This is a genomic window from Bradyrhizobium sp. in8p8, assembly GCF_000426845.1.
In the GTDB taxonomy this organism is placed as follows: domain Bacteria; phylum Pseudomonadota; class Alphaproteobacteria; order Rhizobiales; family Xanthobacteraceae; genus Bradyrhizobium; species Bradyrhizobium japonicum_C.
This window is the reverse complement of record NZ_AUGD01000007.1, coordinates 280,560-305,618: the sequence shown is the minus strand read 5'-3', so window position 1 is coordinate 305,618 and position 25,059 is coordinate 280,560. Positions and strand designations below refer to the sequence as shown.

Here is a 25,059-nt window from a genome sequence, read left to right as displayed (position 1 = left end):
CAGACCTCTTCCCGTCATTGCGAGCGAAGCGACGAAGCAATCCAGACTGTTGCCGCGGATGGACACTGGATTGCTTCGCTTCGCTCGCAATGACGGCTTGGTGGACATCCGAGTTTACTCGACGGACCTCACGCCTTGATCGGGGCGACGTCGATCCAGCGCCGCTCCTTCCAGCTCTTCAGCGCGCATTCGGCCAGCTGCACGCCCTTGGCGCCTTCGAGCAGCGTGAACTTGTAGGGCGCATCCTCGTAGACGTGCCGGATGAACATCTCCCACTGCTCCCTGAAGCCGTTGTCGTAGGTGACGTTGTCGGGCAGCTTCTGCCAGTCGCCGTAGAAATCGTGCAGCCGCTTCTCGTCGGGATTCCAGACCGGCCTCGGGGTCGCCTGCCGCGCCTGGATCATGCAGTCGGTGAGCCCCGCGACCGCCGAGCCGTGTGTGCCGTCGACCTGGAACGTAACGAGGTCGTCGCGATAGACGCGCGTCACCCATGACATGTTGATGTGCGCGATGACGCCGCCTTCGAGCTGGAATGTCGCGTACGCGGAATCATCCGCGGTCGCCTTGTACTTCTTGCCCTGCTCGTCATAGCGCTCGGGGATGTCGGTGTTGCCGATGCAGCTCACGCTCTGAACGTTGCCGAAGAGGTTGTCGAGCACGTAGCGCCAGTGGCAGACCATGTCGAGGATGATGCCGCCGCCGTCCTCGCTGCGGTAGTTCCAGGACGGCCGCTGCGCCTCCTGCCAGCCGCCTTCGAACACCCAATAGCCGAACTCGCCGCGCACCGAGAGGATGCGGCCGAAAAAGCCGCTATCGCGCAGGAAGGCGATCTTCTTCAGGCCCGGCAGGAACAGCTTGTCCTGCACCGTGCCATGCTTGATGCCCTTGGCATTGGCAAGCTTCACGACCTCGAGCGCCTCCTCGAAATTGGTCGCGATCGGCTTCTCGCAATAGACGTGCTTGCCGGCATTGATCGCCTGGGTCAGCAAGCCCGGACGCGCCTGGGTGGTCGCGGCGTCGAAGAACATGGTGTCGTTCTTGTCGGCGAGTGCCGCATCGAGATCGGTGGTCCAGCGCGTGATGTTGTAGCGCCTGGCGAGCGCCTCGACCTTGTCGGCGCTGCGGCCGACCAGGATCGGATCGGGCATGACGCGGTCGCCGTTCTTCAGGCGGACGCCGCCCTGGTCGCGGATCGCGACGATGGAGCGGATCAGATGCTGGTTGAGCCCCATGCGGCCGGTGACGCCGTTCATGATGAGGCCGAGGCGTTGGGTGGTCATGCCAAATGCTCCTGAGATGATCCTGGCTGTTCGAGCGGGCACAGCGCCGGCCAGTCCGGATGGACCGACGTCGCGAAACCCGTTGCGTGAAGCGATCCCGTCAGGAGATCGCCGTCGTGAATCTTGAGGCGGATGCCCTGCCCGGCATCGGCATAGAGATCGGGATGCGCGGCCGCGAAGGCCGCTGCCTCCGCCGCAGGCGTTTCGCCGAAGCCGTCGACATAGTGATGGCCGTTGCGTTCGGCATGGGTGACGCCGAGGAAGGCACCGAGCGCGAGATCCTGCTGCACGGCGAGGCCGGCCTGGCAGGTGAGGTCTTCGCCGGTGACGTAGAAAGTCTCGCTCTCCGCGCTCCATTTCGCTGCACGCGTGGCGTTGACGATCGACTTGTAAATTCCCTTGCAGGATTTCGAGGAGATGCCGCGATAGCCGAGTGCCCGCGCCGTCGGGAAGGCATCATAGGAATCGTCGGCCTCGTCGATGATGAAACCACGCGCAGCCAATGCGCCGAGCGGCGATTGCCGCGTGATGTCGCGCGGCATCGGTTGTTCGATATAGAGCAGACGCGTGGCGATCGGACGCAGCGCGGCGTCATGATCAAGCCGGTCCATCAGCGCCTGCAATGCGGCGAAGTCCGCATATTGCTCGTTGGCGTCGAGCGTCACCCTGTAGTCGCGCCCGAGCGTGTCGAGCTCCTTGCCGATCCGCGCGAGCCGCGCCGTATCGGCGGCGGGATCGCCCGACAGTTTGAGCTTGAAGTAGCGCGCGCCGGCGTTCTCGCGCGGATCGGCGACGCCGCCCTCGCCCTCTATGGCGTCATCCAGGCCGACGGTGTGCCTGATGGCAACACGCTGCAGCGGCACCCGACCCGAGAGAAACCTGGCGATGTCCAATTTTGCGAGGTCAGGCGACAGCCGCGCATCGATGCCCGCGATATTGCCGGCCATCCCCTCGAAGAAGTTGGTTTCGGCGGCGCGCAGCAGCGCATCGAGGATCGCCTTGTCGATCTCCGCCGGGCCATAAGCCGCGGCGAGCGGCGGAATGTTCTTGTTCGCACAGGTCGCGACCTGGTCCCCGATGCACGAGGCATGCAGATCGAACGCGGTCTGATATCCGGCGCTCGCCAGATAGAGCCCGCGCGCGATCTCCAGCGATTCTCTCAGCCCCTCTACCGTCTGTGCCGGCGAAAGCTCCGGCCGCTTGTCGAACCACTTCGGCACCAGCAGCTCGGCGCTGGCGCCGACAGCGGTCCCCCTGCCCTCAACCTCGAGCTCGACCCGCACGAACAGCTGCGGCGTGGCGCTGATGGTGATCGCGCCGAAGCGGAACGGCCGCGCGAATGGCACGGGACGTTCGAAGAAGGCGATGTCTCGCAGCTTCAGGCGCACCGACATGGTCCTATGAAGCTCGTCATAGCCGGGCTTGTCCCGGGCATCCACGTTCTTTGTCGCACGGAGCAAGACGTGGATGGCCGGGTCAAGCCCGGCCATGACGCCTTGAAAGCTAGAGCTACTCCCATCACTCTCAATCCAATGCCCCTTGCGAGAAGAAGTGCTTGCGGATGCGCTGCACGAGCTCGGTGAAGACAGGATCGGCCATCGCGTCGAGCGAGCGCGGACGCGGCAGTGGCACGTCGTAGATCGCGGCGATCGCGCCGGGGCGCTCGGTCATCACAAGCACGCGGTCGGCGAGGAACACGGCCTCGGGAATCGAATGCGTGATCAGCAACACCGTCTTCCCGGTCTCGCGCTGGATCCGCATCAATTCGACATTCATTCGCTCGCGCGTCAACGCATCGAGCGCGCCGAACGGCTCGTCCATCAGCATGATCCTGGGATCGTGCACCAGCGCGCGGCAGATCGAGGCACGCTGCTGCATGCCGCCGGAGAGTTGCCACGGTAGCTTCTTTTCGAAGCCTTCGAGGCCGACCAGCTTCAACAGCTCCTTGGCACGGGGAAGATACTTGTCCCGCGGCAGCCGCTTCATGTCGATCGGCAGCATCACGTTCTTGAGGATGTTGCGCCAGGGCAAGAGCAGAGCGTTCTGAAAGACGATGCCGACATTGCCGTGCGGCGTCGTCACCTTCTCGCCCTCGACGAGGATCTCGCCCGTGGTCGGCGGCAGCAGGCCCGAGATCAGCTTGAGCAACGTGGACTTGCCGCAGCCGGAAGGGCCGACCACGACGAAGAACTCGCCGTCGTTGATGTGGAAGTCGAGCGGCCGTAGCGACGGCACGTCGCCGTCGCGTGTCCGGTAGGTCTTGGATACGCCCGACAGCTTGATGCCCGACGCATCGCCGGCAGCCCGGCCGCTCACCAGTCTCAGATGTGCAGCCGGCTGCGCGGTTTCGCTTATAACAGTCGCAGGTTTCACGAGCCGCTCTTCGGCAGATAGTCGTTGGTGTAGAAGGCCTTCGGGTTCTCCTTGGCCTTGGCATCGAGGCCGCCATATTCGACCATCAGATTGACCGTATCAGTCATGTTCTGGTCGCTGACCTGGAACGGCCGCTTGCTCTTGGTCTCCGCGGTCCGGTAGAGCGGAATCGTGAGCTCAAAACCCTGCGTGAGCGTATCGATCTTGCCGCCCTTCGGGTTGGCGTCAAGGATCGCCTGCGCCGCCGCCTTCGGCTCCTTTTCGGCGGCTTCGACCGCTTTCGTCGTCGCCGACATGAAGCGGCGGACGAGATCGGCATTGGCCTTCACATAATCGGCGTTGGCGATGATGCCGGACGAGACCATGTTGATGCCGTAGTCGGCGAACTTGATCGGATAGACGTCCTTGCCGGTGGCGTCCTTGATCTTCATCGACTGGTCCATGACGTAGCCGAGCAGCAGATCGGCCTGGCCGTTGATGACGGCGTTGAGCTTGGTCTGGCCGTCGCCGGCGACGGTCTTGAAATCGCTTTCCTTCAAGCCGGTCTTCTTCAGGAACAGCGGCCAGATCTGTGTCATGGAATCGGCGGGCGTGATCGCCACCGTCTTGCCCTTGATGTCCTCGGGCTTCCTGATGTTCTTGTCGGCGAAGCCCATGGCGGACATCGGCGAGGTCTGGAGCAGGACACCGGTCGCAACCACCGGCGCCCCCTTGATCGCGGCGCGCATCATGGTGGGGACGTCGACATAGCCGAAATCGGCCGTCTTGGCGGCGACAGCCTGCGTGGTCGCCGCCGAGCCGCGGCCTTCCTGGATCTCGATATCAATGCCCTCGGCCGCGTAGATGCCCTTGGCCTTCCCATAATAGAACGGCGCATGCTCGCCATAGACGTACCAGTTCAGCATCAGCACGACCTTGTCGGCCGCGTGCGCCGGCATGGCCGTAAATGCCATCAGCGCCGCTGAGACAGCCCCAATCAACCGCTTCATCGCTTCTCTCCCTTGCCGCTCGTTGTGCCGGCCGTTCGCGGCCGTTCGCTGCTAGTTTTGGTTCGAGCATGATCTGATCGGAAAACCGCTGCACACTTTTCCGGATCATGCTGTTAAGACGCAAAGATCACGTCCTCGCGCTGGCTGACATGCCAGGGAATGACCAGCTTCTCGATGCGGTCGACGATCCAGAACAGGACCACGCCGAGCAGCGCGAGAATGACGAGGGCCGCGAACATCGTCGGCAGGTCGAACGTGCCGATCGAGCGCTGCATGACGTAGCCGATGCCGGAATTTGAGCCGACGAACTCGCCGACGACGGCACCGACGACCGCCAGCGTCACCGACACCTTGAGGCCGGAAAAGATCGCCGGCAGCGCATGCGGCAGGTTCACCGCGCGAAACACCTGAAAGCGGCTGCCCTGCATGGCGCGGGCGAGATCGACCATATCAGGGTCGACCGATTTGAAGCCCTGCACCGCAGACACCACCACGGGGAAGAAGCCGAGCAGGAAGGCCGAGATCACCTTTGGAATGATGCCGAAGCCGAACCAGACCACGAAGAGCGGCGCGATCGCGATCTTCGGCACCGACTGCGAGAACACCAGCAGCGGGTAGACGTAGCTCTCCACCGTCTTCGAGCCCGCGATCAGCATCGCCACGGGAATGCCGAACAGCGCCGAGAGCAGGAAGCCGCAAACGGTCGCGTAGGTCGTCGGCCAGGCCTGGCGCAGCAGCTCCGGCCATTCGGTGCGCAGCACGGCGACGACGTCGAGCGGCGACGGGATCTGGTAGGCAGGAATCCTGAACAGGCGGATCGCGAGATCCCAGGCGACGACGATGAAGACGAGGAACAAGAACGGCCGAACCCAGGCTGCATTCAGCAGCTTGGAAACGGCGTTTTGCGGCTTCAATTCAGCCACGTATTCCTCCCGGTCGTTCTTCTAGGTTCGGGCGAGAAATTAACCCGTTGGATAAATACTGTCCAGCGGATTCCCTGTGACGTTTTGCGGCGGGGTTCCTGCGGGTTGGCGGATGCCGGGACCGGCGCTTCCTTGTCCCGGACGCGCCGCAGCGCCCTTGTGCTGCTGCGCCGCGTCCGGGGCACGAGACCACCATCCGCATCGTCATTGCGAGCGCAGCGAAGCAGTCCAGACTGTCTCGACGGAAAGATTCTGGATTGCTTGGCTGCGCTCGCAATGACGGAGCGTCGCTCCATCCAGGCTACAGACCAAAAGCTAAACCGTCTGCGCCACCGCGCTGCGGGACTTCGGGGCCTTCGCGATCTCGAACAGCACGGCCGACCGCCCGGTCAGCGCAGCCAGGACGAGGCCGACCATATGGGCCAGCCTCTCGTCCTTGGCCTTCTTGTCGAGGAGATCACGCCCGAAGATCACGCTGAGCGTCGCAGAGTTCGACAGGTAGAAGAAGCTCAGCGCCGCGATCGAGATGTAGAGCTGCACCGGATCGACCGCGACCTGGAAGTCGCCGCTGTCGACGCCGCGCCGCACCACAGTCCGGATCATCTCGACGAAGGGCGAGTGCATCGACTTGACCTTGGTCGATTTCTTCAGATGCTTGGCGCGTGCAAGGTTCTCGGTCTGCAGCAGCGACAGGAATTCGGGATTGCGCAGGAAGTAATTCCAGGTGAACTCGATCAGCCGGCGGATGGCCTCGGGCGGATCGAGGTGTTCGAGATCGAGCCCCCGCTCCTCGCTGCGGATCTTGTCATAGGCGCCTTCGAGCACCGCGAGATAAAGCTCGTCCTTGTTGCCCACGTGATAGTAGAGCATGCGCTTGTTGGCGCCGGCCTTCGCCGCGATCCGGTCGACGCGCGCGCCCGCCAGGCCATGAGCGGAAAATTCCTGCTTGGCGGCTTCGAGAATGCGCAGCCGCATCCCCTCGGGATCGCGCTGCCATTTCTGAGTTCGCTTTGGCTTCGTCAAACCGGTTGCTCGCTGAGGAGTCTTGGTGTGCCATGTAACACGCAGGCGAGCGTTTGAGAACGCAAGGATGTTGGCTCCGTCATTCCGGGATGGTCCGAAGGACCAGACCCGGAATCTCGAGATTCCGGGTTCGCCCTTCGGGCGCCCCGGAATGACAGAATCACTTCACCGGCTTCGGGGAGCGCTCCAGGAGCACGGTCTGGATGCCGCAGGTGCCGCTGCGCACCGTCATGATCCGCGTGCCCGGCTTGCGGCCGTTGCGGACCTCGGAGACGTCGAGCCCGGCGGCGATCAGGCGGGCGCGCGTAGCGTCGATGTCGGCGACGCGCCAGCTCACACCCCAGAGGCGGTCATGCGCGGCATCGCCGCCGGCCACGGGGCGGCGGACCACCTCGACGATGAGGTCGCCGCAGCGGAAGAACATCAGCTGGCCCCAATCCTGGTGAGAGCGATCGAGCGCCAGATCGAGTCCGAGCCGCGCACCGTAGAGCGCGGCGGCGCGATCGGAATCCTCAGTGGTAACGACGACGTGGTCGAGCGCGTCGATCGGCGCGATATCGGTCGCGACCGACTTCGGGCGCTCCTCGGCCAGTTCGAGGAAGAACATGCGCACGCCCCGCGTGAGCTCGGTGGCGGCACGCGTACGCTTCCAGTGCAGTACGGCGCCCGATCCGGCATCGCTGCTCTCGACCTCCGTGACCGGGTCCGGCTGCAAGGCCACACGCTCCAGCCGGCGGTGCATCTTGCCGACGTCTGCGACGCGAAAGCAAAGGCTGGCGATAATGCCTTCCTGGTCGTCGAGCAGCGCGCGCATGCGGTCGGCGGTGACGCTGAAGCCGCTCGGCGCCATCAATTCGATGGTCATGTTGTCCAGGGTGAACAGCACCCTGTCCGCGCCCTCGCCCGAGTTCTGCCAGGCCGGTGCGCGGGCGAGCAGCGTCTGATAGGCTGCCTTTGCGGCACCGATATCACTCACCAGAACGACGATGTGATCGAGGCCGGTGATCATCCTGCACCCATTTGATCGACTTGGAACCCGCGGACCGAAAGACGGCGTTTGTCCGGGCTTGGCATTGGCCTGACATGGTCGTATTCCGGCACCATGCTGATCTCAAGCGCTTCGGGCAGCAGATTTGCGAATAATTTCAGCGTCCCTCCAGAGCGGAACCGGTGCTAGAGTAATCCGGCCGGCGGGGACCACAAGCGCATCACGGACAAGCAATGCAGGCTCTCTTCATCGGACAGACCTATATCGACGTCGTCTTCATCACCGACCACATGCCGACCGGGGACGAGAAGCACGTGGCTTCGGATTACGCGGTCTCCTTCGGCGGCAATGCGGTGACCGCGGCGTTCTGCTGCGCCAAGCTCGGCATCGTGCCGGATCTCATCGCCACTGCGGCCAATGACTGGCTGGGGCGCATGTTCCAGGACATGTGCGCCAAGTACGGCATCTCGCTGCATGGGCGCAAGGTCAACCAGTCCTCGCTCTCCTTCATCATGCCCAAGGACGGCAAGCGCGCCATCGTCCGCTGCCGCGACGACGAGCACATCCACCCCTTCCCCATCCTCAATCTCGGCGGCTGCCGCGCCCTGCACGTGGACGGCCATCAGCCCGATGCCGCGATCCATTACGCCAAGGTCTGCCGCGAGGCTGGCATCCTGACCTCGCTCGACGGCGGCGGCCTGCGCACCAACACCCATGAGCTGCTCGAATTCATCGACGTCGCGATCGTCGCCGAACGCCTTTGCGAGCAGATGGACCTGACGCCCGAGAAGATGCTCGACTATCTCAAGGGCCGCGGCTGCAAGATCGGCGGCGTCACCATGGGCGAGAAGGGCCTGCTCTGGTACGACGAAACAGGGACGGTGCAGGTGATGCCGGCGATGCCGATCCCGCGCGAGCGCGTGATCGACACCAACGGCGCCGGCGACGTCTTCCACGGCGCCTATGTCTATTCCTACCTCGCCCATCCCGGCAAAAGCTGGCGCGAGCATTTCGATTTCGCGCGCGCCGCCTCGACCTTCAAGATCCAGCGCCTCGGCAACGAGGCCGGCTTGCCGACGCTGGTCGACATCGCCAAGGTCAGGCACGAGTTCGAGGTCAGGGTCTAGCCTGGGTTTCCCATGGGGCGCGTCTTCGTCGCCGGCAGCATCAACATGGACGTGGTGGTGACGGCGGATCGCCACCCCAAGGTTGGCGAGACCGTCGCGGGTCAGCAGGTGCTGTATTTCCCGGGCGGCAAGGGCGCCAACCAGGCGGTCGCGGCATCCCGGCTCGGTGCGCGGACCACGCTGATCGGACGGCTGGGAAAGGATTCATTCGGGGCCGAGCTGAAAGCCTTCCTCGACGAACAGGGCATCGATCTCGGCTATGTGGTGGAGACGGCGGAGGCCCACACCGGCACGGCCATCATTACGGTGGCAGAGGCCGACAACACAATCGTCGTCATCCCCGGGGCGAACGGGCTGGTTGCCGCCGACGACGTCAACGTCGTGCCGCTGCTGAAGGGCGATGTCGCCGTCAGCCAGTTCGAGATTCCGCTCCCCGCGATCGCCGCCTTTTTCCAACGCGCGCGCGGAGCCGGGGCCACGACGCTGCTCAACCCGGCACCGGCGCAGGCAATGCCCCGCGAGCTGCTCGCGCTGGTCGACATCCTCGTGCTGAACGAGACCGAGCTCGGCGTCCTCGCAGGCAGCGAGCTCTCCGAGAGCGACGCGGCGGCGCGGATCATCGAGGTCGCGCGGAAACTTCAGGCGCGCAAGGACCAGACCATCTGCGTCACGCTCGGCAAGCGCGGCGTGCTCGCCCTCGCCGGGCGCGAGGAGATTGCCGTGCCCGGCCGCGCGGTGAAGGCGCTCGACACCACGGGCGCCGGCGATTGCTTCGTCGGTGCCCTGGCCGCGCAACTGGCCGACGACGTGCCCCTGCGCGCCGCCCTCACGTTCGCCAACGCGGCCGCTTCGATCAGCGTGCAGCGGATGGGCGCAGGGCCGTCGATGCCGACGGCGGAGGAAGTAGCAGCCGTCTTGTAGCCCCTATGCCAGCGCGCTCTTCAGGTCGAAGCTCTCGTCCGCGGCCTGCTCCGGCGTGATGGAGCGGTCCATGGCCTGCAGGCGGCGGCCGAACATGTGATCGCCGGCGCGATTGATCGATTCGATGCCGAGCAGCTTGTCGCCCTTGTAGCAGAACGCGGAGAACGCCTTGTTGGCGGGGTTGCCGCGCAGCACGACGCGATCATAGCCGGTGGTCAGCCCGGCGATCTGGAGCTTGTCGTCGCCCTGGTCGCTCCAGAACCAGGGATGGCTGTCGTACGGCTTCCTGTCGCCGGTCAGCCGCGCCGCGAGGCAGCGGGCGTGATCGGTGGCGTTCTGCACCGATTCCAGCCGTAGCGAGCCGCCGAAGCGCGGGCTTGCGAACAGCGCGCAATCGCCGATCGCGGAGATATCGGGATCGGCGGTGGAGAGATATTCGTCGACGATGATGCCGGCGGCGACGGGGAGCCCCGCCTCCGCGGCAAGCTCGATGTTCGGCAGCACGCCGACGCCGACCAAGACGAGGTCGGCGGGCAGATGCCGTCCGTCGCTCAAGGAAACGCCGGTGACCTTGCCGCCCTCGGCCTCGATCGCGGTGGCCTGCACGCCGAGATGGATGCGGATGCCGGCCTCGCGATGGCGCTCCTGGAAATACTCCGAGACCTCAGCCGTGACCGCGCGCGCCATGACGCGCGGGGCGAGCTCGAGCACGTCGACCTCGAGCCCTTTGATTCTCGCAGTGGAGGCGAATTCAAGACCGATGAAGCCGGCGCCGATGATCACGGCGCGCTTCTTCGTGGGCATGATCTGTCGCAGTGCCTCGCTGTCGTCGAGGATGCGCAGATATTTCACGTCGGGCAGGTTGGCATTGGGCAGGTCGAGCAGGCGATTGCGCGCGCCGGTTGCCAGGACGAGGTGCCCGTATGGCAGCGTGTCGCCGGATGCGAGATGCACCCTGCGCCCGGCCCGGTCGATCGACACCGCGCGGCCCGCGATCAGCTCGATGTTCTGGTCCTGGTAAAATTTCTCCGGCCGGAACATCAGGCTCTCCGGCCCGGCCGAGCCCTTGATGTAGGCCTTCGACAGCGGCGGCCGCTGATAGGGCAGATGCGACTCGTCGTTGATGAGGCAGATGCGCGCGGAGAAGCCTGCCTGGCGCAGCGATGCCGCGACCTGGTAGCCGCCGTGGCCGGCGCCGACGATGATCACCGGACCGCCCGTCATTGGAGCAGCCCACTTCCGGAGACACGAGCGTGACCCATGTCGTCTCCCTCTCACGCTGATTTTGGTTTGCTGACCTCAGGAGGAGCCGGCGCTCGTGTCCGTTCCTTGGCAAAGGCGCACCTATTTGAGCCTATCGCTCCGCCGGGCGCAAGAGCGGCGGCCGGGGATTGTCTCCGCTCGCCTTCTGCGATTTAGTTGCAGCAATCATCTCATGCCGGGGATTTCGATATGCCAGCTCCCGTCTCGAAGCCCGACGATCCCGCCCTGCTGCGGATCGACGGCCCGATCGCGACCATCACGCTCAACCGCCCTGCCGCGTACAACGCGATCAACCTCGCCATCGCGCAGAAGCTCGAGCAGCTCGCGGCCTATATCGAGGGCGACGACAGCATCCGCGTCGTGGTGCTCGAAGGCGAAGGCCGCGCCTTCTCGGCCGGCGGCGATCTGCAGACGATCGGGGCCGCCGCCGAGGCCGGCACGGTGACGCCCGTCGTCGGCGAGCTCTTGAAGCACTATCACGCCTTCATCGAGATCGTCAGGCGCATGCCGAAGCTGTCGCTGTCGAGCGTGCACGGCTCGGCCGCCGGCGCCGGCATGGGGCTCGCCTTCGTCACCGATCTCTGCATCGCCGCCGATGACGCCAAGTTCACGCCGGCCTATGCCAAGATCGGGGTGTCGCCGGACGGCGGCTCGACGGTCGGGATCGTCGGCACGGTCGGCTCTCGCCGGGCGCTGCAGATCTTCCTGGCCGAGGACAATTTCACCGCGCAGCAGGCCTACGAATGGGGCCTCGTCGCCAAGACCGTTCCGGCCGCCGATCTGAAAGCGGCAACGCGGCAATTCGCCGAGCGGCTGGCGCAGAACCCGCCCGCGGCGATCGCCGGCACCAAGCAGCTGGTCTACCAGGCCGCGACCACGCCGGTGAAGCAGCAGCTCGATGCCGAGGAGCACAAGATCATCATGGCGATGAACACGGACCCGTTTCGCGCCGCCGTGAAGAAGTTCACCAGCAAGGGCAAATAGCGCCGCGCTCGCTCAGCGCTTCGCGGCGCCGGGCCCGGCCCTCTGCATGAAATCGAAATCGCAGCCCTCGTCGGCCTGCAGGATGGTCTCGTTGAACAGCCAGGCGTAGCCGCGCCGCGCCTCCTCGGGTGCGGCGGCCGGCATCAAGGCGGCGCGACGGCGTTCCAACTCGACGGCATCAACCAGCAGCTCGATGCTGCGCCTTGCGACATCGAGGCGGATCATGTCGCCGTTCTCAACCAGCGCCAGCGGGCCGCCGACGGCGGATTCCGGCGTGATGTGCAGCACGATCGTGCCGAACGCGGTGCCGCTCATGCGCGCGTCCGAGATGCGCACCATGTCCTTGGTACCGTTCCGCGCCAGCTTCTTCGGGATCGGCAGATAGCCGGCTTCCGGCATGCCCGGCGCGCCTTTCGGGCCGGCATTGCGCAGCACCAGCACGTCGTCGGCAGTGACGTCGAGATCGGGATCGTCAACCCGCAAGGTCATGTCCTCGACGGATTCGAACACGACGGCACGCCCCGTATGCTGCAACAGCTTCGGGGTGGCGGCCGATTGCTTGATGACGGCGCCGCGCGGGGCGAGATTGCCGTGCAGGACGGCGAGGCCGCCTTCCTTCTTGATCGGGTTGTCGCGCGGGCGGATCGCGTCCTGACCGGGCACGTCCTCCGCATTCGCCGCGACGTCGCGCAGCGTCTGGCCGGTGATCGTCTTGGCATCGAGATCAACGAGATCGCCGAGCTGCGCCAGCAATTTCGGCACGCCGCCGGCGTGATGGAAATGCTCCATGTAATGCTCGCCGGAGGGCTTGAGGTCGACCAGCACCGGCACCTCGCGGCCGATCTGGTCGAACACTTCGAGATCGATCCGGTGCGGCGAGCGATGGGCCATAGCCGTGAGATGGATCAGGCCGTTGGTCGAGCCGCCGATGGCCTGGAGCACGACTTGCGCGTTCTTGAATGACGAGGGCGTCAGCAATTCGCTCGGCTTCGGTCCCTTGGCCTTGGCCATGGCGGCGGCAACCTTGCCGCTGGCCTCGGCGAGACGGAAGCGCTCGGCATGCGGCGCCGGAATGGTCGCGCTCATCGGCAGCGACAGGCCCATGGCCTCGATCATGCAGGCCATGGTCGAGGCCGTGCCCATCACCATGCAGGTGCCGACCGACGGCGCCAGACGCCCGTTCACCGCCTCGATCTCGGCATCGTCCATTTCGCCGGCGCGATATTTCGCCCAGAGACGGCGGCAATCGGTGCAGGCCCCCAGCACCTCGCCCTTGTGATGGCCGACCACCATGGGACCAACGGGAATGACCACCGTCGGCAGATCGGCGCTGATCGCTGCCATCACCTGCGCCGGCAGCGTCTTGTCGCAGCCGCCGATCACGATCGCCGCATCCATCGGCTGGGCGCGGATCATCTCCTCGGTGTCCATCGCCATCAGATTGCGCAGGTACATCGAGGTCGGATGCGCAAAGCTCTCCGCGATCGAAATGGTCGGGAACACGAACGGCATCGCGCCGGAGAGCATCACGCCGCGCTTGGCGGCTTCGATGATCTGCGGGACGTTGCCGTGGCAGGGATTGTAGTCGCTATAGGTATTGGTGATGCCGACGATCGGGCGCTCCAATGCATCATCGGAATAGCCCATGGCCTTGATGAACGCCTTGCGCAGGAACAACGAGAAGCCGGCATCGCCATAGCTGGTCAAACCCTTGCGCAAGCCACTCGTCATCAGATCGCTCCCTTCAGCTTTGTCGTGGTGGTAAGGCCAGTCCCCTGATTGTCAACAAGCCGGGCTGCAGGCCTGACGCTTTGTAGCGGGACCACTCAAGCGAGCATCTCACGGCGCTGCGCGTCGCAGGGTCACCTCCCGAAGATGATCCCGCATCGGGTTCGCCCGTCTCCGGCTCCCAAATGCGCGCGGCGTGCTCCGGTTGCAGTGTCCGGCGTAAATTGGTGGAACCCGGCGCCACTCCAATTCTCACAAGGGCAGGTGCGCCACATCAAGGCCGCCTGTCCCTGACCAGAAATTTCGTCGAACGCTACTAAGAATGATTAGCAAGTAGTTGCATGCCCGACCATTCTGTGGAATCTTTGTTGCGAATGACTTGCAATCGCAGGGAGGCTGCGCGTGAACCCGAGCTCCCTGCGTCGATCAGTGCCCTTGGTTCGCGCGGGTTGGTGGATGTCGTGCTGAGAAAATCGAGCTTCAGGGGCGCCATGTCGGCGGCAACGATCGTCGCCGGTCATCTGGCGAGTTGCGTCTCCGCCTCAGCTGACGAGGGCGCACGCGGCCTCGCAAATGCCCCCCCCTCGCTCGCCGCCGGCGTCGACAAGCTGACGGGAGGATTGCCGTCGGCCCATGCGGAGATCGACACCGAGCACATCTTCGGCTTCAGCATGGGGTCCGATATCGGCAAGCCCGGCGAAATCGAGGTCGAGTTCGAGAATGTCGGCGCGTTCGGCAAGCGCTCCGGCACTTACGCAGCCTGGGCCAATCTCAATCAGGTCAAGTACACGGTCTCGGACAATTTCCGGATCGCACCCGGATTTGCACTGAGCGGACAGCACATCAATGGCGTTCCCGGGCTTACCGATCATCGCGACCTTGCCTTCAGCGGCGCAGCGCTCGAACTGCGCTACAAGCTCGTCGATCGTGCCGTCGCGCCCTTCGGACTGACGCTTCATGCACAGCCCGGCTGGAGCCGGATCGACGACGCCAGCGGCGTGCATATCGCGCAGTATGGCGCAGAGTTTGCCGCGCTGTTCGATCGCGAACTGATCAAGGACAGGTTGTTTGCGGCATTCAACGTCTGGTACGGGACCGGCGGAACGCGAGAGATCTCAACCAATCTCTGGCGGCACGATTCCGAGATGCAGCTCCAGACAGCAATCTCATACGCAGTGCAGCCCGAACTGCTGCTCGGCCTCGGCATTCGCTACGCGCGGGCCTACGACGGCGGCGCACTCAACCGCTTCATAGGCGACGCGGTCTTCGCCGGCCCGACCTTCTCCTACACCATCTCGAAGGAAGTCGGCATCTCCGGCACCTGGCAGATGCAGGTTGCAGGCGGGGCAGTCGGAGACAACCGAAGCCTCAACCTGGAGCAGTTCGAGCGGCACCAGGCGCTATTGCGTCTCAACCTGCATTTCTGATGTGCGCGCCCGACGCAGTTACGTCCGCGGCCTCCGCAGCGCAACGTTTCCGGGCATGTCGGCCAGGCGCGTCTTCAGGCGCGGCACGGCGAAATCGAGGAACGCTCGCAGCTTCGCGGGCATGAACCGGCTGGGCGAATAGACGAAGCTGACCGGTTGCGGGGGCGGTTGAAAGTCCTGCAGGAGCGCAACGAGCGCTCCAGATTTGAGCGCATCCGACGCCAGGTAAGAGAACGCGACGGTGATCCCGATGCCGGCGCGTGCGGCATCGACGGCCGATTCCAGGTTGCTCGCAATGAAGCGCGACCGCACGGGCACTGCATACTCGGTCTGCCCTCGCTTGAATCTCCACGTGCTCGGCGATTGAAGCGGAGGATAGCTGATGCAGTCGTGGGCGCAGAGATCATCCGGAGACTTCGGCATTCCCCGCAACTTCAGATAGGCCGGGCTGGCGCAGGCGACGCGGTGAATTTCCCCGACGCGGACGGCGATAAGGCCACTGTCGGCGAGGTCGCCGACGCGAAGCGCGACGTCGATGTGCTCGTCCAGGAGATTGAGCGTCCGGTCCTGCAAGATCAGCTGAACGTCCACTTCCGGAAACGCCGCGAGGAACTCGGCCAGGATCGGCTGCAAGCAAAGGCGACCGAGCGCGACCAGCGTCGTGATACTCAGATCACCACGCGGCGTGGTGTATTCGCCGGCGGCAACGCGCTCGGCTTCGGTGAGATCGGCGAGAATTCGCTTGGCTGCAGCGATGTAGGAGCGCCCGGCGTCCGTTGGGACGAGCACGCGGCTCGATCGATGAAACAGCTTGGTCTGGAGATGCTCCTCGAGCTCCGACACCTTCCGGCTCACCGTTGCCAACGGCATTTTCTGACGGCGCGCGGCGGCCGATAGGCTGCCCGCCTCCGCCACCGCCAAGACCACCGACATGCTTTCGAGACGATCCATCGGACACTTCCATATTCTGGAAGGATAGATCCCGATTTTGCCAGATACCCATCATTTCCGGAAGTGCCTATTCCTCTCAGCACCGAAACCGAAGGAGAGACGAAAATGACCCAGCCCCGAAAAGGCACTGCCCTCATCACCGGTGCTTCGACCGGGATCGGCGCGATCTACGCCGACCGACTGGCGAAGCGCGGCCACGACCTCATCCTCGTTGCACGCAACAGGCAGCGGCTTGCATCGCTCGCGCGCAGGCTGAGCAACGAAAGCGGCCGCAAGGTGGAGACGGTGGAAGCCGATCTCACATCCCCTGCCGGCCTGCGCCGCGTCGAGCAACTCGTCGGAACCAACGGCGACATCTCGGTGCTGGTCAACAACGCCGGCGTCGGCGCCTCGGCCCCGCTGATCGAATCCGACATCGACAAGATGGAGGACATGATCCGTCTCAACGTCAGTGCACTGACGCGCCTGACCTACGCAGCGGTGCCCGGATTTGTTGCGCGCCGCCATGGCACGATCATCAACATCGCTTCCATCGTCGCGATCGCGCCGGAGCTGCTCAACGGCGTCTACGGCGGCTCGAAAGCCTTCGTGCTCGCATTCACCCAGTCACTCGTTCACGAGCTCGCCGGCAAGGGCATCCGCGTGCAAGCCGTGCTGCCGGGCGCCACTGCGACGGAGTTCTGGGACGTCGCGGGCACGCCGGTTCACCAGCTCCCGGCAGAGATCGTCATGTCGGCCGACGATCTGGTCGACGCCGCGCTCGCAGGTCTCGACCTAGGCGAAGTCGTGACAATCCCGGCGTTGGCCGACAAGTCGGAGTGGGATCGCCACGAGAGCGCGCGGCTTGCCATGACGAACAGGCTCTCGAGCGCCATTCCCGCCCCTCGCTACAACCTGCACACGCACGTGAATGCGTGAGCGAACAACCAGCATCAAACGGAGATCACCATGTCACGCATCATCAGCCATTCGTCCACCTCATCCATCGCCCTGCGCACGATCAGCTGGCGCGAACAGTCTGAACGCCTGCTCGCCTACGCCGAACCCATCAGCCGGATCGGTCTCTACGCGTCGCTCGCACTCATCTACGCCTGGTTCGGCGGCATGAAATTCACCGATTACGAAGCGCAGGGGCTGGTGCCCCTGGTCGAGAACAGCCCGCTGCTGCGATGGTTCTACACGCTGTTTTCGGTCCGCGGCTTCTCGACCTTTCTCGGTTTCGTCGAACTGAGCATCGGGCTCCTGATCGCGCTCCGGCTGTCGAGCCCGACCTATTCCGCAGCCGGCGGCCTTCTGTCGGCCGGACTGTTCGTGACGACGCTGAGCTTCATGGTCTCGACGCCCGGCGTCGTCGTGCCGGAGCTCGGGGCACCCGCGATCACGGTCGCTCCGGGACAGTTCCTGCTCAAGGACGTCGGCCTGCTCGCCGCTTCCTTCTGGGTGTTCACGGACTCGCTGAAGGCCGTCATCCGCAGGTGAGAACTCACTCCGCAGCGTAACAGACACGAATCCGAAACAGGAGACCTCCATGAAAGTGCCATTCATCTTCGGGGCGGCTTTCGCTGCCATTGCCATTGCGGGTGCGACGCCCAGCGCCGCCCATGGCATCGGCGAAACGGTCACGCCGCATTTCGAGCAATCGATCCCCAATATCCCGGGCAAGTCAGTCGTGGCCCTGGTTGTGAACTACGCACCTGGTGGAGCGTCGCCTTCGCACGTCCATGCCAAGTCGGCTTTCATCTTCGGCTACGTGCTGTCAGGCGCAATCGAGTCTCAGGTGAACGACGGACCCAGACGGGTCTACCGCGCCGGCGAGAGCTTCTATGAGCCGCCGGGCTCCCGTCATCCCGTCAGCCGCAATGCGAGCCGGTCCAAGCCCGCAAGCCTGCTCGCAGTGTTCGTCGTCGACAGCAGCGAGAAGGATCTGACCAGTACCGTCCGGCAGAATCAGCATCAGGGAGAGAAACATGAGTAAGCGTCTCGACTACAACCAGATCGCGCCGGCAGGCATCAAGGCGCTCGGTGGCGTCTACGGCTACCTCCTGCAGAGCCGCCTTTCCGCCACGCTGATCGAGCTGGTCTATCTGCGGATCTCTCAGATCAACAATTGCGCCTACTGCCTCGACATGCACACGCGCGACCTGCTCAAGAAGGGAGAAAAGGTCGAGAAGATCGCGTTGCTGCAGGCATGGCGCGAGGCCGGCAATCTCTTCGACGAACGCGAACGGGCTGCCCTGGCCTGGGCGGAGACGGTGACACGGGTTGCCGAGACCGGCGTGCCCGACGAGGCATACCAGGCCGCACGCGCCGCGTTCGAAGAGCGTGAGCTCGTGGACCTCACGATCGCGATCAGCCTGATGAATGCCTACAACCGCATGGCCATCAGCTTTCGCGCAACGCCGGCGGCTGCCGCCGGCTGATGCGCTCCCCACCAACCCCCTCACAATTCAAGAAGGACATTCACATGACGAAACGTAGGATCATGGTTGCGGCGGCGCTGATCGCCGCAACCAGCCTGGCTTCGCTCTCGGCACGATCCGAGGAGCCACGACTGGGAGACATCAAGCGCACACATCTCATGAAGGAAGCTCTGAGCGCACCCGGGCGCGAGGTCATCCAGGTGCGCGTCGATTTTCCTCCGGGTGTCGCCGCCGTCCGGCACAGTCATCCGGGCGAAGAGCTCGTCTATCTCATCGAAGGCGAGCTGGAATATCAGCTCGACGGCAGGCCTCCGATGATCCTGAAGGCCGGAGACGTGCTGCTCATTCCTCACGGAGTGCATCACGCGGTGAAGAATGTCGGCAGCGGCAACGCCGCGGAGCTTGCGACCTACATTGTCGAGACCGGCAAGCCGCTGTTGACGCTCGGCCGGTGAACAATCCTACCGCTTATTCCAGTCGATCACGCGACTCGGGTCGGCATCGAACTCCATGCTGCAGAACGTGCCGCCCTGAAAATAATCGCCGACGGGATCCGGCTTCAACTTGGCCTGCTCGGCCATCGCGTGTTCGCAGAAATCTTCGGCGCGGCCGGTCGGGCGATAGCCGAATTCGTAGGCCCGGTGATTGTCCCACCAGGCGCGCTCGTTGAAGGACGCGCCGTAGAAGACCTCGAAATGAATGTCGGGATGCTCAAGCCCGATGCGGCAGAGCTGCACGAGGTCGTCGGGCTTGAGCCAGATCGAGAGGCGACGCTGGTCGAGCGGCATGTCGCCGAAATTGCCGATGCGCAGGCAAGTGACCTTCAGGCCATGCTTGTCGGCGTAGAGCGCGCCGACGGCTTCGCCGAACACCTTGCTGACGCCGTAGCGACTGTCGGGCCGCGCGGTGACGTCGGTGCCGATCTTGTGGTGGCGCGGATAGAAGCCGACGGCATGATTGGACGAGGCGAACACGACGCGTTTGACGCCCTTGCGATAGGCGGCCTCGAACAGATTGTAGCAACCGACGATGTTGGCCTGGTGAATCTGGTCCCAGGTGCCTTCGACCGAATAGCCGCCGAAATGGAGAATGCCGTCGACGCCCTCGCACATTGCCTCGCACTGGGCGAGATCGGCAAGGTCCGCCATCTTGAATCTCTCATTCGCGCCGAGATCCGCCGGCGGCGTGATGTCGGAGAGCAGCAGGTCCGGATAGATCGGCGGCAAGAGCTGCCGCAGTCGCGTTCCGATTCCGCCCGAAGCTCCCGTCATCAAGATGCGCGGCATGTCTGACCTCGTCCGTGGCAACCGATTTGCGGCCATGGATATCTGATGCTAGCAGACTTGGACAGAGGGAACGCAACAACGAGAACCGCACATGAAGGATGCATCGTCCCATCACGAGGGCTGGCGGCCGGCGACCCATTACCCTGACCCTGCGATCGAAGCGCTCGATCCTCGCTTCGAAAAGTACTGGCTGAAGCTTTCTGCGGTGGAGCGGCTGACGACCGGCCTGCGCTGGGCCGAAGGTCCGGTGTGGTTCGGCGACGGGCGTTATCTGCTCTGCAGCGACATTCCGAACCAGCGCATCCTCAAATGGGAGGAAGAGACCGGCGCCGTCAGCGTGTTCCGCAAGCCCTCGAATTTCGCCAATGGCAACACCCGCGACCGCCAGGGACGGCTCATCACCTGCGAACATGGCGGGCGACGCGTTGTTCGCACCGAATATGATGGCAGCATCACCGTGCTGATGGACTCGTTCGACGGCAAGCGGCTGAACTCGCCGAACGATGTCGTGGTGAAGTCCGACGGCTCGATCTGGTTCACCGATCCGACCTTCGGCCTGCTCGGCAATTACGAGGGTTACAAGGCGGAGTCGGAGATCGACGCGAATGTCTACCGGCTCGATCCCGTAAGTGGCAAGGCGACCATCGTCGCCGAGGGCGTGCTCGGCCCGAACGGCCTGTGCTTCTCGCCGGACGAGAAGATCCTGTACGTCGTGGAATCGCGCGGGGTGCCGAACCGCAAGATCCTCGCCTATGACGTCTCGGCCGACGGCACTGCGATCTCGAACAAGCGCGTTCACATCGACGCAGGTCCAGGCACGCCCGACGGAATGCGCTGCGACATCGACGGCAATCTCTGGTGCGGCTGGGGCATGGGCGATCCCGAGCTCGACGGTGTCGTGGTGTTCGCGCCCGACGGCGTCATGATCGGCCGCATCGCACTGCCCGAGCGCTGCGCCAACGTCTGCTTCGGCGGGCTCAAGCGCAACCGCCTGTTCATGGCGGCAAGCCAGTCGATCTACGCGCTCTATGTGAACACGCAGGGCGCGCTGGGGGGATAGGCGCCGCGGCGCTCTTCTCCGTCATTGCGAGGAGCACTTGCGACAAAGCATTCCGGACTGCCTCCGCTGAGAGATTCTGGATTGCTTCGCGGAGCCTGTCATCGGGCCGGGCTTCGTCCGGACCCGATGGCTCGCAATGACGAAACGCCGGAGCGGTTGCCCGCTCCGGCGTCATGTTCGTTCACGTGATGACGCTTACGCGGCGTTGAAGCCGGCGACGGCCTTCACTTCGAGGAAGTCCTCGAGGCCGAACTTGCCCCATTCGCGGCCGTTGCCGGACTGCTTGTAGCCGCCGAACGGCGCGGTACGGTCGTTGGGCTGGCCCTGGAGGTTGACGTTGCCGGCGCGGATCTGGCGACCGACACGCTTGGCGTCCTCGACCGACGGACCATAGACATAGCCCGCGAGACCATAGGGCGTGTCGTTGGCGATCTTGACAGCGTCGGCCTCGTCCTTGGCGCCGATGATGGTGAGCACCGGCCCGAAGATTTCCTCGCGCGCGATGGTCATGTCGGGCGTGACGTCGGCGAAGATGGTCGGGCGGACATAGAAGCCCTTGTTGACGCCTTCGGGCAGGCCCGGGCCGCCGGCGACAAGCGTCGCGCCCTCGTCAATACCCTTCTTGATCAGGCCCTGGATCTTGTCCCACTGGCCGCGGTTGACGACCGGTCCGATGGTGGTGCCTTCGGCGCGCGGATCGCCGGCCTTGGTCTTGTCGGCGACGGCCTTCGCGATCGCGGCGACTTCCTTCATCTTCGAGGCCGGCACGATCATGCGCGAGGGCGCGTTGCAGGACTGGCCCGAGTTGTTGAACATGTGCATCACGCCGCCGGTCACCGCCTTCTGCAGGTCGGCGCCTTCGAGGATGACGTTCGGCGACTTGCCGCCGAGCTCCTGGCTGACGCGCTTCACGGTGGGAGCAGCGCGCTTGGCCACGTCGATGCCGGCGCGGGTCGAGCCGGTGAACGAGATCATGTCGATGTCGGGGTGCTCGCTCATGGCGGCGCCGACCTCGGGGCCGAGGCCGTTGACGAGGTTGAACACGCCCTTCGGCACACCGGCTTCATGCAGGATTTCGGCGAAGATCAGCGCCGAGGTCGGCGTGAACTCGCTGGGCTTCAGGATCATGGTGCAGCCGGCGGCGAGCGCGGGCGCCACCTTGCAGGCGATCTGGTTCAGCGGCCAGTTCCAGGGGGTGATCATGCCGACCACGCCGATCGGCTCGCGCAGCACCATGGCGGTGCCGACGGGCTCCTCGAAATGATAGTTCTTGAGCACGTCGAGCGTGGTCATGAGATGGCCGAGGCCGGCGCCGGCCTGGAGCTTCTCCGCCATCGGCAGCGGCGCACCCATCTCGTCCGACACGGCGGCGCCGATCTCCTTGAGGCGGCCCTTGTAGATCTCGATGATCTTCGACAGCAGCGCGACGCGGTCCTCGCGGCTGGTCTGGGAGAACGTTGCGAACGCGCGCTTGGCGGCGGCGACGGCCTTGTCCACGTCGGCCTTGGAGCCCAGCGCAACCTCGTACATCGCCTCTTCCGTCGCCGGATTGATCACGGCGGTGGACTTCTTGACGACCGGATCAACCCAGGCGCCGTCGATGTAGAATTGCATGCGATTGACCATCGTTAACCTCTTCTTGGGGGCTTGGAGGGGGCGTTTCGGCAGGTATCCTTGCACGAAAGCGCCGGCAGTTGAACCCGCCATATGCGGGGCCAGCGTTGCGGCGGACGGAGGTTATATGAGCCGATGGCGGGAACGTGGCAAGGTGGCCCCGCTGTCATTACGGCGCGATGCGAAGCATCGAACCCGGAATCTCGAGATTCCGGGTTCGGCTCTCCGAGCCGCCCCGGAATGACAGCGGAGTCACCCCGACTACACCGCCATCTTCCGGTGCAGCACCGGCGCACCAGTGGTGAGGCTTTCGGCCGCATCAATGATGGCGTTGGCGTCGATGCCGTAGTGCCGATACAGGTCCGCAATGCTGCCGGTCTGGCCGAACTGCTCGACGCCGAGGGCCTCGACGCGGTGGCCGCGGACGCTGCCGAGCCAGCCGAGCGCCGCAGGGTGGCCGTCGATCACGCTCACGATGCCGCAGTCACGCGGCAACGGCGCCAGCAGCCTTTCGATGTGGCTGAGATGCTGCACGCCGCGGCGATCCCGCCGCAATTTCCGTGCGGCGGTCCAACCCGCATGCAGGCGATCGGCCGAGGTGATCGCGAGCAGGCCCGCGTCGCGGCGGCTCTCGCCGATGAAGCCTGTGGCCTCGATCGCCTCCGGCGCGACCGCGCCGGTATAGGCGATCACGACCTCGGCATTCGGTCCCGGCTTGCGCAGCCAGTAAGCGCCGTCGGTGATGCCCTGCCTCAGCTCCGGCGTCATGATGCGTTGCGGCTGCTCGATGCTGCGCGTCGAGAGCCGCAAATAGACCGAACCGCCCTCGCCCGGATCGCGCTGCATGTGCTCGAAGCCGAACGCCATGATCGCGGCAAGCTCGTCGACGAAAGCCGGCTCGAACGAGGCGAGCCCGTCCTGTGCCATGCCGATCAACGGCGTGGCGATCGATTGGTGCGCGCCGCCCTCCGGGGCAAGCGTGACGCCCGAGGGCGTCGCCGCCACCATGAAGCGGGCATCCTGGTAGCAGGAATAGTTCAGGGCATCGAGGCCGCGCTCGATGAAGGGATCGTAGAGCGTGCCGACCGGCAGCAGCCGCTCGCCATTGATCTGGTGCGACAGACCCAGCGCCGAGAGCATGATGAACAGGTTCATCTCGGCAATGCCCAGCTCGAGGTGCTGGCCCTTGGGCGAGGCGTCCCAGTTGTAGGTCGAGGGAATTTTCTCGCTGCGGAATAAGTCCGCCTTCTCGGCGCGCGCGAACAGCCCGCGGCGGTTGACCCAGGGGCCGAGATTGGTCGAGACGGTGACGTCGGGCGAGGTCGTGACGATGCGCCTGGCCAGTTCGCTGTCGCTGCGCGCGATCTCGTTCAGCACGAGGCCAAAGCCCTGCTGCGTCGACATCTGCGCCGAAGGCTTGAAGGCCAATTGCTGGGGCACCTCGACGACGGGCGCGCTCAGGCGGCGGCCGTCCTGGTTGAACGGCACCCGCGCGAGGAACGCTTCCAGCTCGGCCGCCTCCTGCGCCAGCCCCTCGAACTTGTCCCATTCATGCCCGGGCCGGATGTTCTGGCTCTCGCGATATTTCTCCATCTGCGCGACCGTCATCAGGCCGGCGTGGTTGTCCTTGTGGCCCTGGAACGGCAGGCCGACGCCCTTGATGGTGTACGCGATGAAGCAGACCGGGCGGTCGTGATCGATGGAATCGAACGCCTCGAGCATGCTCGCCATGTCGTGGCCGCCGAGATTCGACATCAGCGCGAGCAGCTCCTCGTCGCTCCGCTTGTCGATCAGCTTCGTGATCGGACCCTGGTCGCCGATCTCGTCGTGCAGATGCTTGCGGAAGGCCGCGCCGCCCTGGAAGCACAGCGCCGCATAGAGCGCGTTCGGGCAGTTGTCGATCCAGCGCTTCAAGGCTTCGCCGCCGGGCTCGGCGAAGGCCTCGCGCATCAGGCGGCCGTATTTCACGATCACCACGTCCCAGCCGAAATTGCGGAACATGTTCTCGAATTTTTCCCAGAGTCCCTCGCGAACGACGGCATCGAGCGACTGCCTGTTGTAGTCGACCACCCACCAGGTGTTGCGCAGGCCGTGCTTCCAGCCCTCCGCCAACGCCTCGAAGATGTTGCCCTCATCCATCTCGGCATCGCCCACCAGGGCGATCATCCGCCCCTCGCGGCGGTCCTTCATCCAGCCGTGTGCCTTGACGTAATCCTGCACCAGCGAGGAGAACAGCGTCTGCGCGACGCCGAGGCCGACCGAGCCGGTGGAGAAATCGACGTCATCGACGTCCTTGGTGCGCGAGGGATAGGACTGCGCGCCCTTGAAGCCGCGGAAATTCTCCAGCTTCTCGCGGCTCTGCCGGCCGAACAGATACTGGATGGCGTGGAACACCGGGCTCGCATGCGGCTTCACCGCGACGCGGTCCTCGGGGCGCAGCACGTGGAAGTATAGCGCGGACATGATGGTCGCGAGCGAGGCGGAGGAAGCCTGGTGGCCGCCGACCTTGAGGCCGTCCGCATTGGCGCGGATGTGGTTGGCGTGGTGGATGGTCCAGGACGACAGCCACAGCGCCTTGCGGCTGAGGGCGGTCAGGATTTCGAGGCGAGCGGGGTCAACGGGCATGGCGATGCTCCGGCAAGATAAGCAACCGATCATACGCCCGAGCGCCGCCGCAAACTTCTCAATTTCCGGCGCCAAAT

Annotated in this window: 23 protein-coding genes; 10 read left to right on the top strand and 13 right to left on the bottom strand. The window is 64.7% G+C overall.

Features of this window, described 5'->3' with window-relative positions; translation table 11 throughout:
* Positions 1-128 precede the first annotated feature (128 nt).
* The 7 genes from K408_RS0119825 to K408_RS0119795 form a co-directional block, all read right to left on the bottom strand.
* Positions 129-1,280: a Gfo/Idh/MocA family protein gene (locus K408_RS0119825; protein WP_024340075.1), complete on the bottom strand. Its 1,152-nt coding sequence runs from the start codon at positions 1,278-1,280 to the stop codon at positions 129-131.
* The gene (locus K408_RS0119820) at positions 1,277-2,674 is read right to left on the bottom strand and encodes an enolase-like domain-containing protein (protein ID WP_024340076.1); all 1,398 of its coding nucleotides are present in this window, start codon (positions 2,672-2,674) and stop codon (positions 1,277-1,279) included. Before K408_RS0119820 ends, K408_RS0119825 begins: the two co-directional genes overlap by 4 nt.
* Before the next feature lie 130 nt (positions 2,675-2,804).
* Positions 2,805-3,653 (bottom strand): ABC transporter ATP-binding protein, encoded by an 849-nt coding sequence (locus K408_RS0119815; RefSeq protein ID WP_024340077.1) that lies wholly within the window; start codon positions 3,651-3,653, stop codon positions 2,805-2,807.
* A complete protein-coding gene (locus K408_RS0119810) occupies positions 3,650-4,642 on the bottom strand; it encodes an ABC transporter substrate-binding protein (protein WP_024340078.1) in 993 nt (330 codons plus the stop codon). The genes K408_RS0119815 and K408_RS0119810 overlap by 4 nt, the downstream gene beginning before the upstream one ends.
* Positions 4,643-4,755: 113 nt before the next feature.
* Positions 4,756-5,565 carry an ABC transporter permease gene (locus K408_RS0119805; RefSeq protein WP_024340079.1) on the bottom strand — a complete coding sequence of 270 codons (810 nt, stop codon included), beginning with the start codon at positions 5,563-5,565 and terminating at the stop codon, positions 4,756-4,758.
* A 315-nt stretch (positions 5,566-5,880) separates the two neighbouring features.
* Entirely contained in the window at positions 5,881-6,588 is a 708-nt protein-coding gene (locus K408_RS0119800) for a TetR/AcrR family transcriptional regulator (RefSeq protein ID WP_196232382.1), read from the bottom strand.
* Positions 6,589-6,748: 160 nt separating this feature from the next.
* A complete protein-coding gene (locus K408_RS0119795) occupies positions 6,749-7,597 on the bottom strand; it encodes a VOC family protein (RefSeq protein ID WP_024340081.1) in 849 nt (282 codons plus the stop codon).
* A 212-nt stretch (positions 7,598-7,809) separates the two neighbouring features.
* Between K408_RS0119795 and K408_RS0119790 the strand changes: the two genes are divergently transcribed.
* Positions 7,810-8,703 (top strand): sugar kinase, encoded by an 894-nt coding sequence (locus K408_RS0119790; RefSeq protein ID WP_024340082.1) that lies wholly within the window; start codon positions 7,810-7,812, stop codon positions 8,701-8,703.
* A gap of 12 nt (positions 8,704-8,715) precedes the next feature.
* Entirely contained in the window at positions 8,716-9,624 is a 909-nt protein-coding gene (gene rbsK, locus K408_RS0119785; protein ID WP_024340083.1) for a ribokinase, read from the top strand.
* Between the two features lie 3 nt (positions 9,625-9,627).
* On the opposite strand, the gene K408_RS0119780 is transcribed toward rbsK, so the two are convergent.
* Complete coding sequence (locus K408_RS0119780) at positions 9,628-10,848, bottom strand: NAD(P)/FAD-dependent oxidoreductase (protein ID WP_024340084.1); 1,221 nt, start codon at positions 10,846-10,848, stop codon at positions 9,628-9,630.
* Between the two features lie 228 nt (positions 10,849-11,076).
* Between K408_RS0119780 and K408_RS0119775 the strand changes: the two genes are divergently transcribed.
* Entirely contained in the window at positions 11,077-11,871 is a 795-nt protein-coding gene (locus tag K408_RS0119775; protein ID WP_024340085.1) for an enoyl-CoA hydratase/isomerase family protein, read from the top strand.
* A 12-nt stretch (positions 11,872-11,883) separates the two neighbouring features.
* On the opposite strand, the gene K408_RS0119770 is transcribed toward K408_RS0119775, so the two are convergent.
* Positions 11,884-13,602: an IlvD/Edd family dehydratase gene (locus K408_RS0119770; RefSeq protein WP_024340086.1), complete on the bottom strand. Its 1,719-nt coding sequence runs from the start codon at positions 13,600-13,602 to the stop codon at positions 11,884-11,886.
* Positions 13,603-14,090: 488 nt separating this feature from the next.
* Here K408_RS0119770 and K408_RS0119765 point away from each other — a divergent pair, with 488 nt between their 5' ends.
* Entirely contained in the window at positions 14,091-15,026 is a 936-nt protein-coding gene (locus tag K408_RS0119765) for a DUF6662 family protein (RefSeq protein ID WP_024340087.1), read from the top strand.
* 18 nt (positions 15,027-15,044) lie between these two features.
* Here K408_RS0119765 and K408_RS38275 read toward each other — a convergent pair whose 3' ends face one another.
* Positions 15,045-15,977, bottom strand: a complete 933-nt coding sequence (locus tag K408_RS38275; RefSeq protein WP_024340088.1) for a LysR family transcriptional regulator — start codon at positions 15,975-15,977, stop codon at positions 15,045-15,047.
* Between the two features lie 105 nt (positions 15,978-16,082).
* Here K408_RS38275 and K408_RS0119755 point away from each other — a divergent pair, with 105 nt between their 5' ends.
* From K408_RS0119755 to K408_RS0119735, 5 genes are read left to right on the top strand one after another with little or no spacing between them, the layout of a single operon-like run.
* Complete coding sequence (locus K408_RS0119755) at positions 16,083-16,895, top strand: SDR family NAD(P)-dependent oxidoreductase (RefSeq protein ID WP_024340089.1); 813 nt, start codon at positions 16,083-16,085, stop codon at positions 16,893-16,895.
* A 30-nt stretch (positions 16,896-16,925) separates the two neighbouring features.
* The gene (locus K408_RS38270; protein ID WP_024340090.1) at positions 16,926-17,456 is read left to right on the top strand and encodes a YkgB family protein; all 531 of its coding nucleotides are present in this window, start codon (positions 16,926-16,928) and stop codon (positions 17,454-17,456) included.
* Positions 17,457-17,505: 49 nt separating this feature from the next.
* Entirely contained in the window at positions 17,506-17,952 is a 447-nt protein-coding gene (locus K408_RS0119745; protein WP_024340091.1) for a cupin domain-containing protein, read from the top strand.
* Positions 17,945-18,397 carry a carboxymuconolactone decarboxylase family protein gene (locus K408_RS0119740; protein WP_024340092.1) on the top strand — a complete coding sequence of 151 codons (453 nt, stop codon included), beginning with the start codon at positions 17,945-17,947 and terminating at the stop codon, positions 18,395-18,397. The genes K408_RS0119745 and K408_RS0119740 overlap by 8 nt, the downstream gene beginning before the upstream one ends.
* 44 nt (positions 18,398-18,441) lie before the next feature.
* On the top strand, positions 18,442-18,852 hold the full coding sequence (locus K408_RS0119735; protein ID WP_024340093.1) for a cupin domain-containing protein: 411 nt from the start codon (positions 18,442-18,444) through the stop codon (positions 18,850-18,852).
* A 6-nt stretch (positions 18,853-18,858) separates the two neighbouring features.
* On the opposite strand, the gene K408_RS0119730 is transcribed toward K408_RS0119735, so the two are convergent.
* The gene (locus K408_RS0119730; protein ID WP_024340094.1) at positions 18,859-19,683 is read right to left on the bottom strand and encodes an NAD-dependent epimerase/dehydratase family protein; all 825 of its coding nucleotides are present in this window, start codon (positions 19,681-19,683) and stop codon (positions 18,859-18,861) included.
* Between the two features lie 91 nt (positions 19,684-19,774).
* On the opposite strand from K408_RS0119730, the gene K408_RS0119725 reads away from it, so the two are divergent.
* Entirely contained in the window at positions 19,775-20,743 is a 969-nt protein-coding gene (locus K408_RS0119725; RefSeq protein ID WP_024340095.1) for an SMP-30/gluconolactonase/LRE family protein, read from the top strand.
* Between the two features lie 195 nt (positions 20,744-20,938).
* On the opposite strand, the gene K408_RS0119720 is transcribed toward K408_RS0119725, so the two are convergent.
* A complete protein-coding gene (locus K408_RS0119720; RefSeq protein ID WP_024340096.1) occupies positions 20,939-22,369 on the bottom strand; it encodes an aldehyde dehydrogenase family protein in 1,431 nt (476 codons plus the stop codon).
* A gap of 249 nt (positions 22,370-22,618) precedes the next feature.
* Complete coding sequence (locus tag K408_RS0119715; RefSeq protein WP_024340097.1) at positions 22,619-24,982, bottom strand: thiamine pyrophosphate-binding protein; 2,364 nt, start codon at positions 24,980-24,982, stop codon at positions 22,619-22,621.
* Between the last annotated feature and the right edge of the window lie 77 nt (positions 24,983-25,059).

Bases quoted from the DNA above. Each gene is read 5' to 3' on its own strand.
- K408_RS0119720 (WP_024340096.1), bottom strand. From the start codon at position 22,369: ATGGTCAATCGCATGCAATTCTACATCGACGGCGCCTGGGTTGATCCG.
- K408_RS0119765 (WP_024340087.1), top strand. From the start codon at position 14,091: ATGTCGGCGGCAACGATCGTCGCCGGTCATCTGGCGAGTTGCGTCTCC.
- K408_RS0119820 (WP_024340076.1), bottom strand. From the start codon at position 2,674: ATGTCGGTGCGCCTGAAGCTGCGAGACATCGCCTTCTTCGAACGTCCC.
- K408_RS0119825 (WP_024340075.1), bottom strand. From the start codon at position 1,280: ATGACCACCCAACGCCTCGGCCTCATCATGAACGGCGTCACCGGCCGC.
- K408_RS0119725 (WP_024340095.1), top strand. From the start codon at position 19,775: ATGAAGGATGCATCGTCCCATCACGAGGGCTGGCGGCCGGCGACCCAT.
- rbsK (WP_024340083.1), top strand. From the start codon at position 8,716: ATGGGGCGCGTCTTCGTCGCCGGCAGCATCAACATGGACGTGGTGGTG.
- K408_RS0119780 (WP_024340084.1), bottom strand. From the start codon at position 10,848: ATGACGGGCGGTCCGGTGATCATCGTCGGCGCCGGCCACGGCGGCTAC.
- K408_RS0119755 (WP_024340089.1), top strand. From the start codon at position 16,083: ATGACCCAGCCCCGAAAAGGCACTGCCCTCATCACCGGTGCTTCGACC.
- K408_RS38270 (WP_024340090.1), top strand. From the start codon at position 16,926: ATGTCACGCATCATCAGCCATTCGTCCACCTCATCCATCGCCCTGCGC.
- K408_RS0119715 (WP_024340097.1), bottom strand. From the start codon at position 24,982: ATGCCCGTTGACCCCGCTCGCCTCGAAATCCTGACCGCCCTCAGCCGC.
- K408_RS0119740 (WP_024340092.1), top strand. From the start codon at position 17,945: ATGAGTAAGCGTCTCGACTACAACCAGATCGCGCCGGCAGGCATCAAG.
- K408_RS0119810 (WP_024340078.1), bottom strand. From the start codon at position 4,642: ATGAAGCGGTTGATTGGGGCTGTCTCAGCGGCGCTGATGGCATTTACG.
- K408_RS38275 (WP_024340088.1), bottom strand. From the start codon at position 15,977: ATGGATCGTCTCGAAAGCATGTCGGTGGTCTTGGCGGTGGCGGAGGCG.
- K408_RS0119730 (WP_024340094.1), bottom strand. From the start codon at position 19,683: ATGCCGCGCATCTTGATGACGGGAGCTTCGGGCGGAATCGGAACGCGA.
- K408_RS0119795 (WP_024340081.1), bottom strand. From the start codon at position 7,597: ATGATCACCGGCCTCGATCACATCGTCGTTCTGGTGAGTGATATCGGT.
- K408_RS0119775 (WP_024340085.1), top strand. From the start codon at position 11,077: ATGCCAGCTCCCGTCTCGAAGCCCGACGATCCCGCCCTGCTGCGGATC.
- K408_RS0119735 (WP_024340093.1), top strand. From the start codon at position 18,442: ATGACGAAACGTAGGATCATGGTTGCGGCGGCGCTGATCGCCGCAACC.
- K408_RS0119790 (WP_024340082.1), top strand. From the start codon at position 7,810: ATGCAGGCTCTCTTCATCGGACAGACCTATATCGACGTCGTCTTCATC.
- K408_RS0119770 (WP_024340086.1), bottom strand. From the start codon at position 13,602: ATGACGAGTGGCTTGCGCAAGGGTTTGACCAGCTATGGCGATGCCGGC.
- K408_RS0119745 (WP_024340091.1), top strand. From the start codon at position 17,506: ATGAAAGTGCCATTCATCTTCGGGGCGGCTTTCGCTGCCATTGCCATT.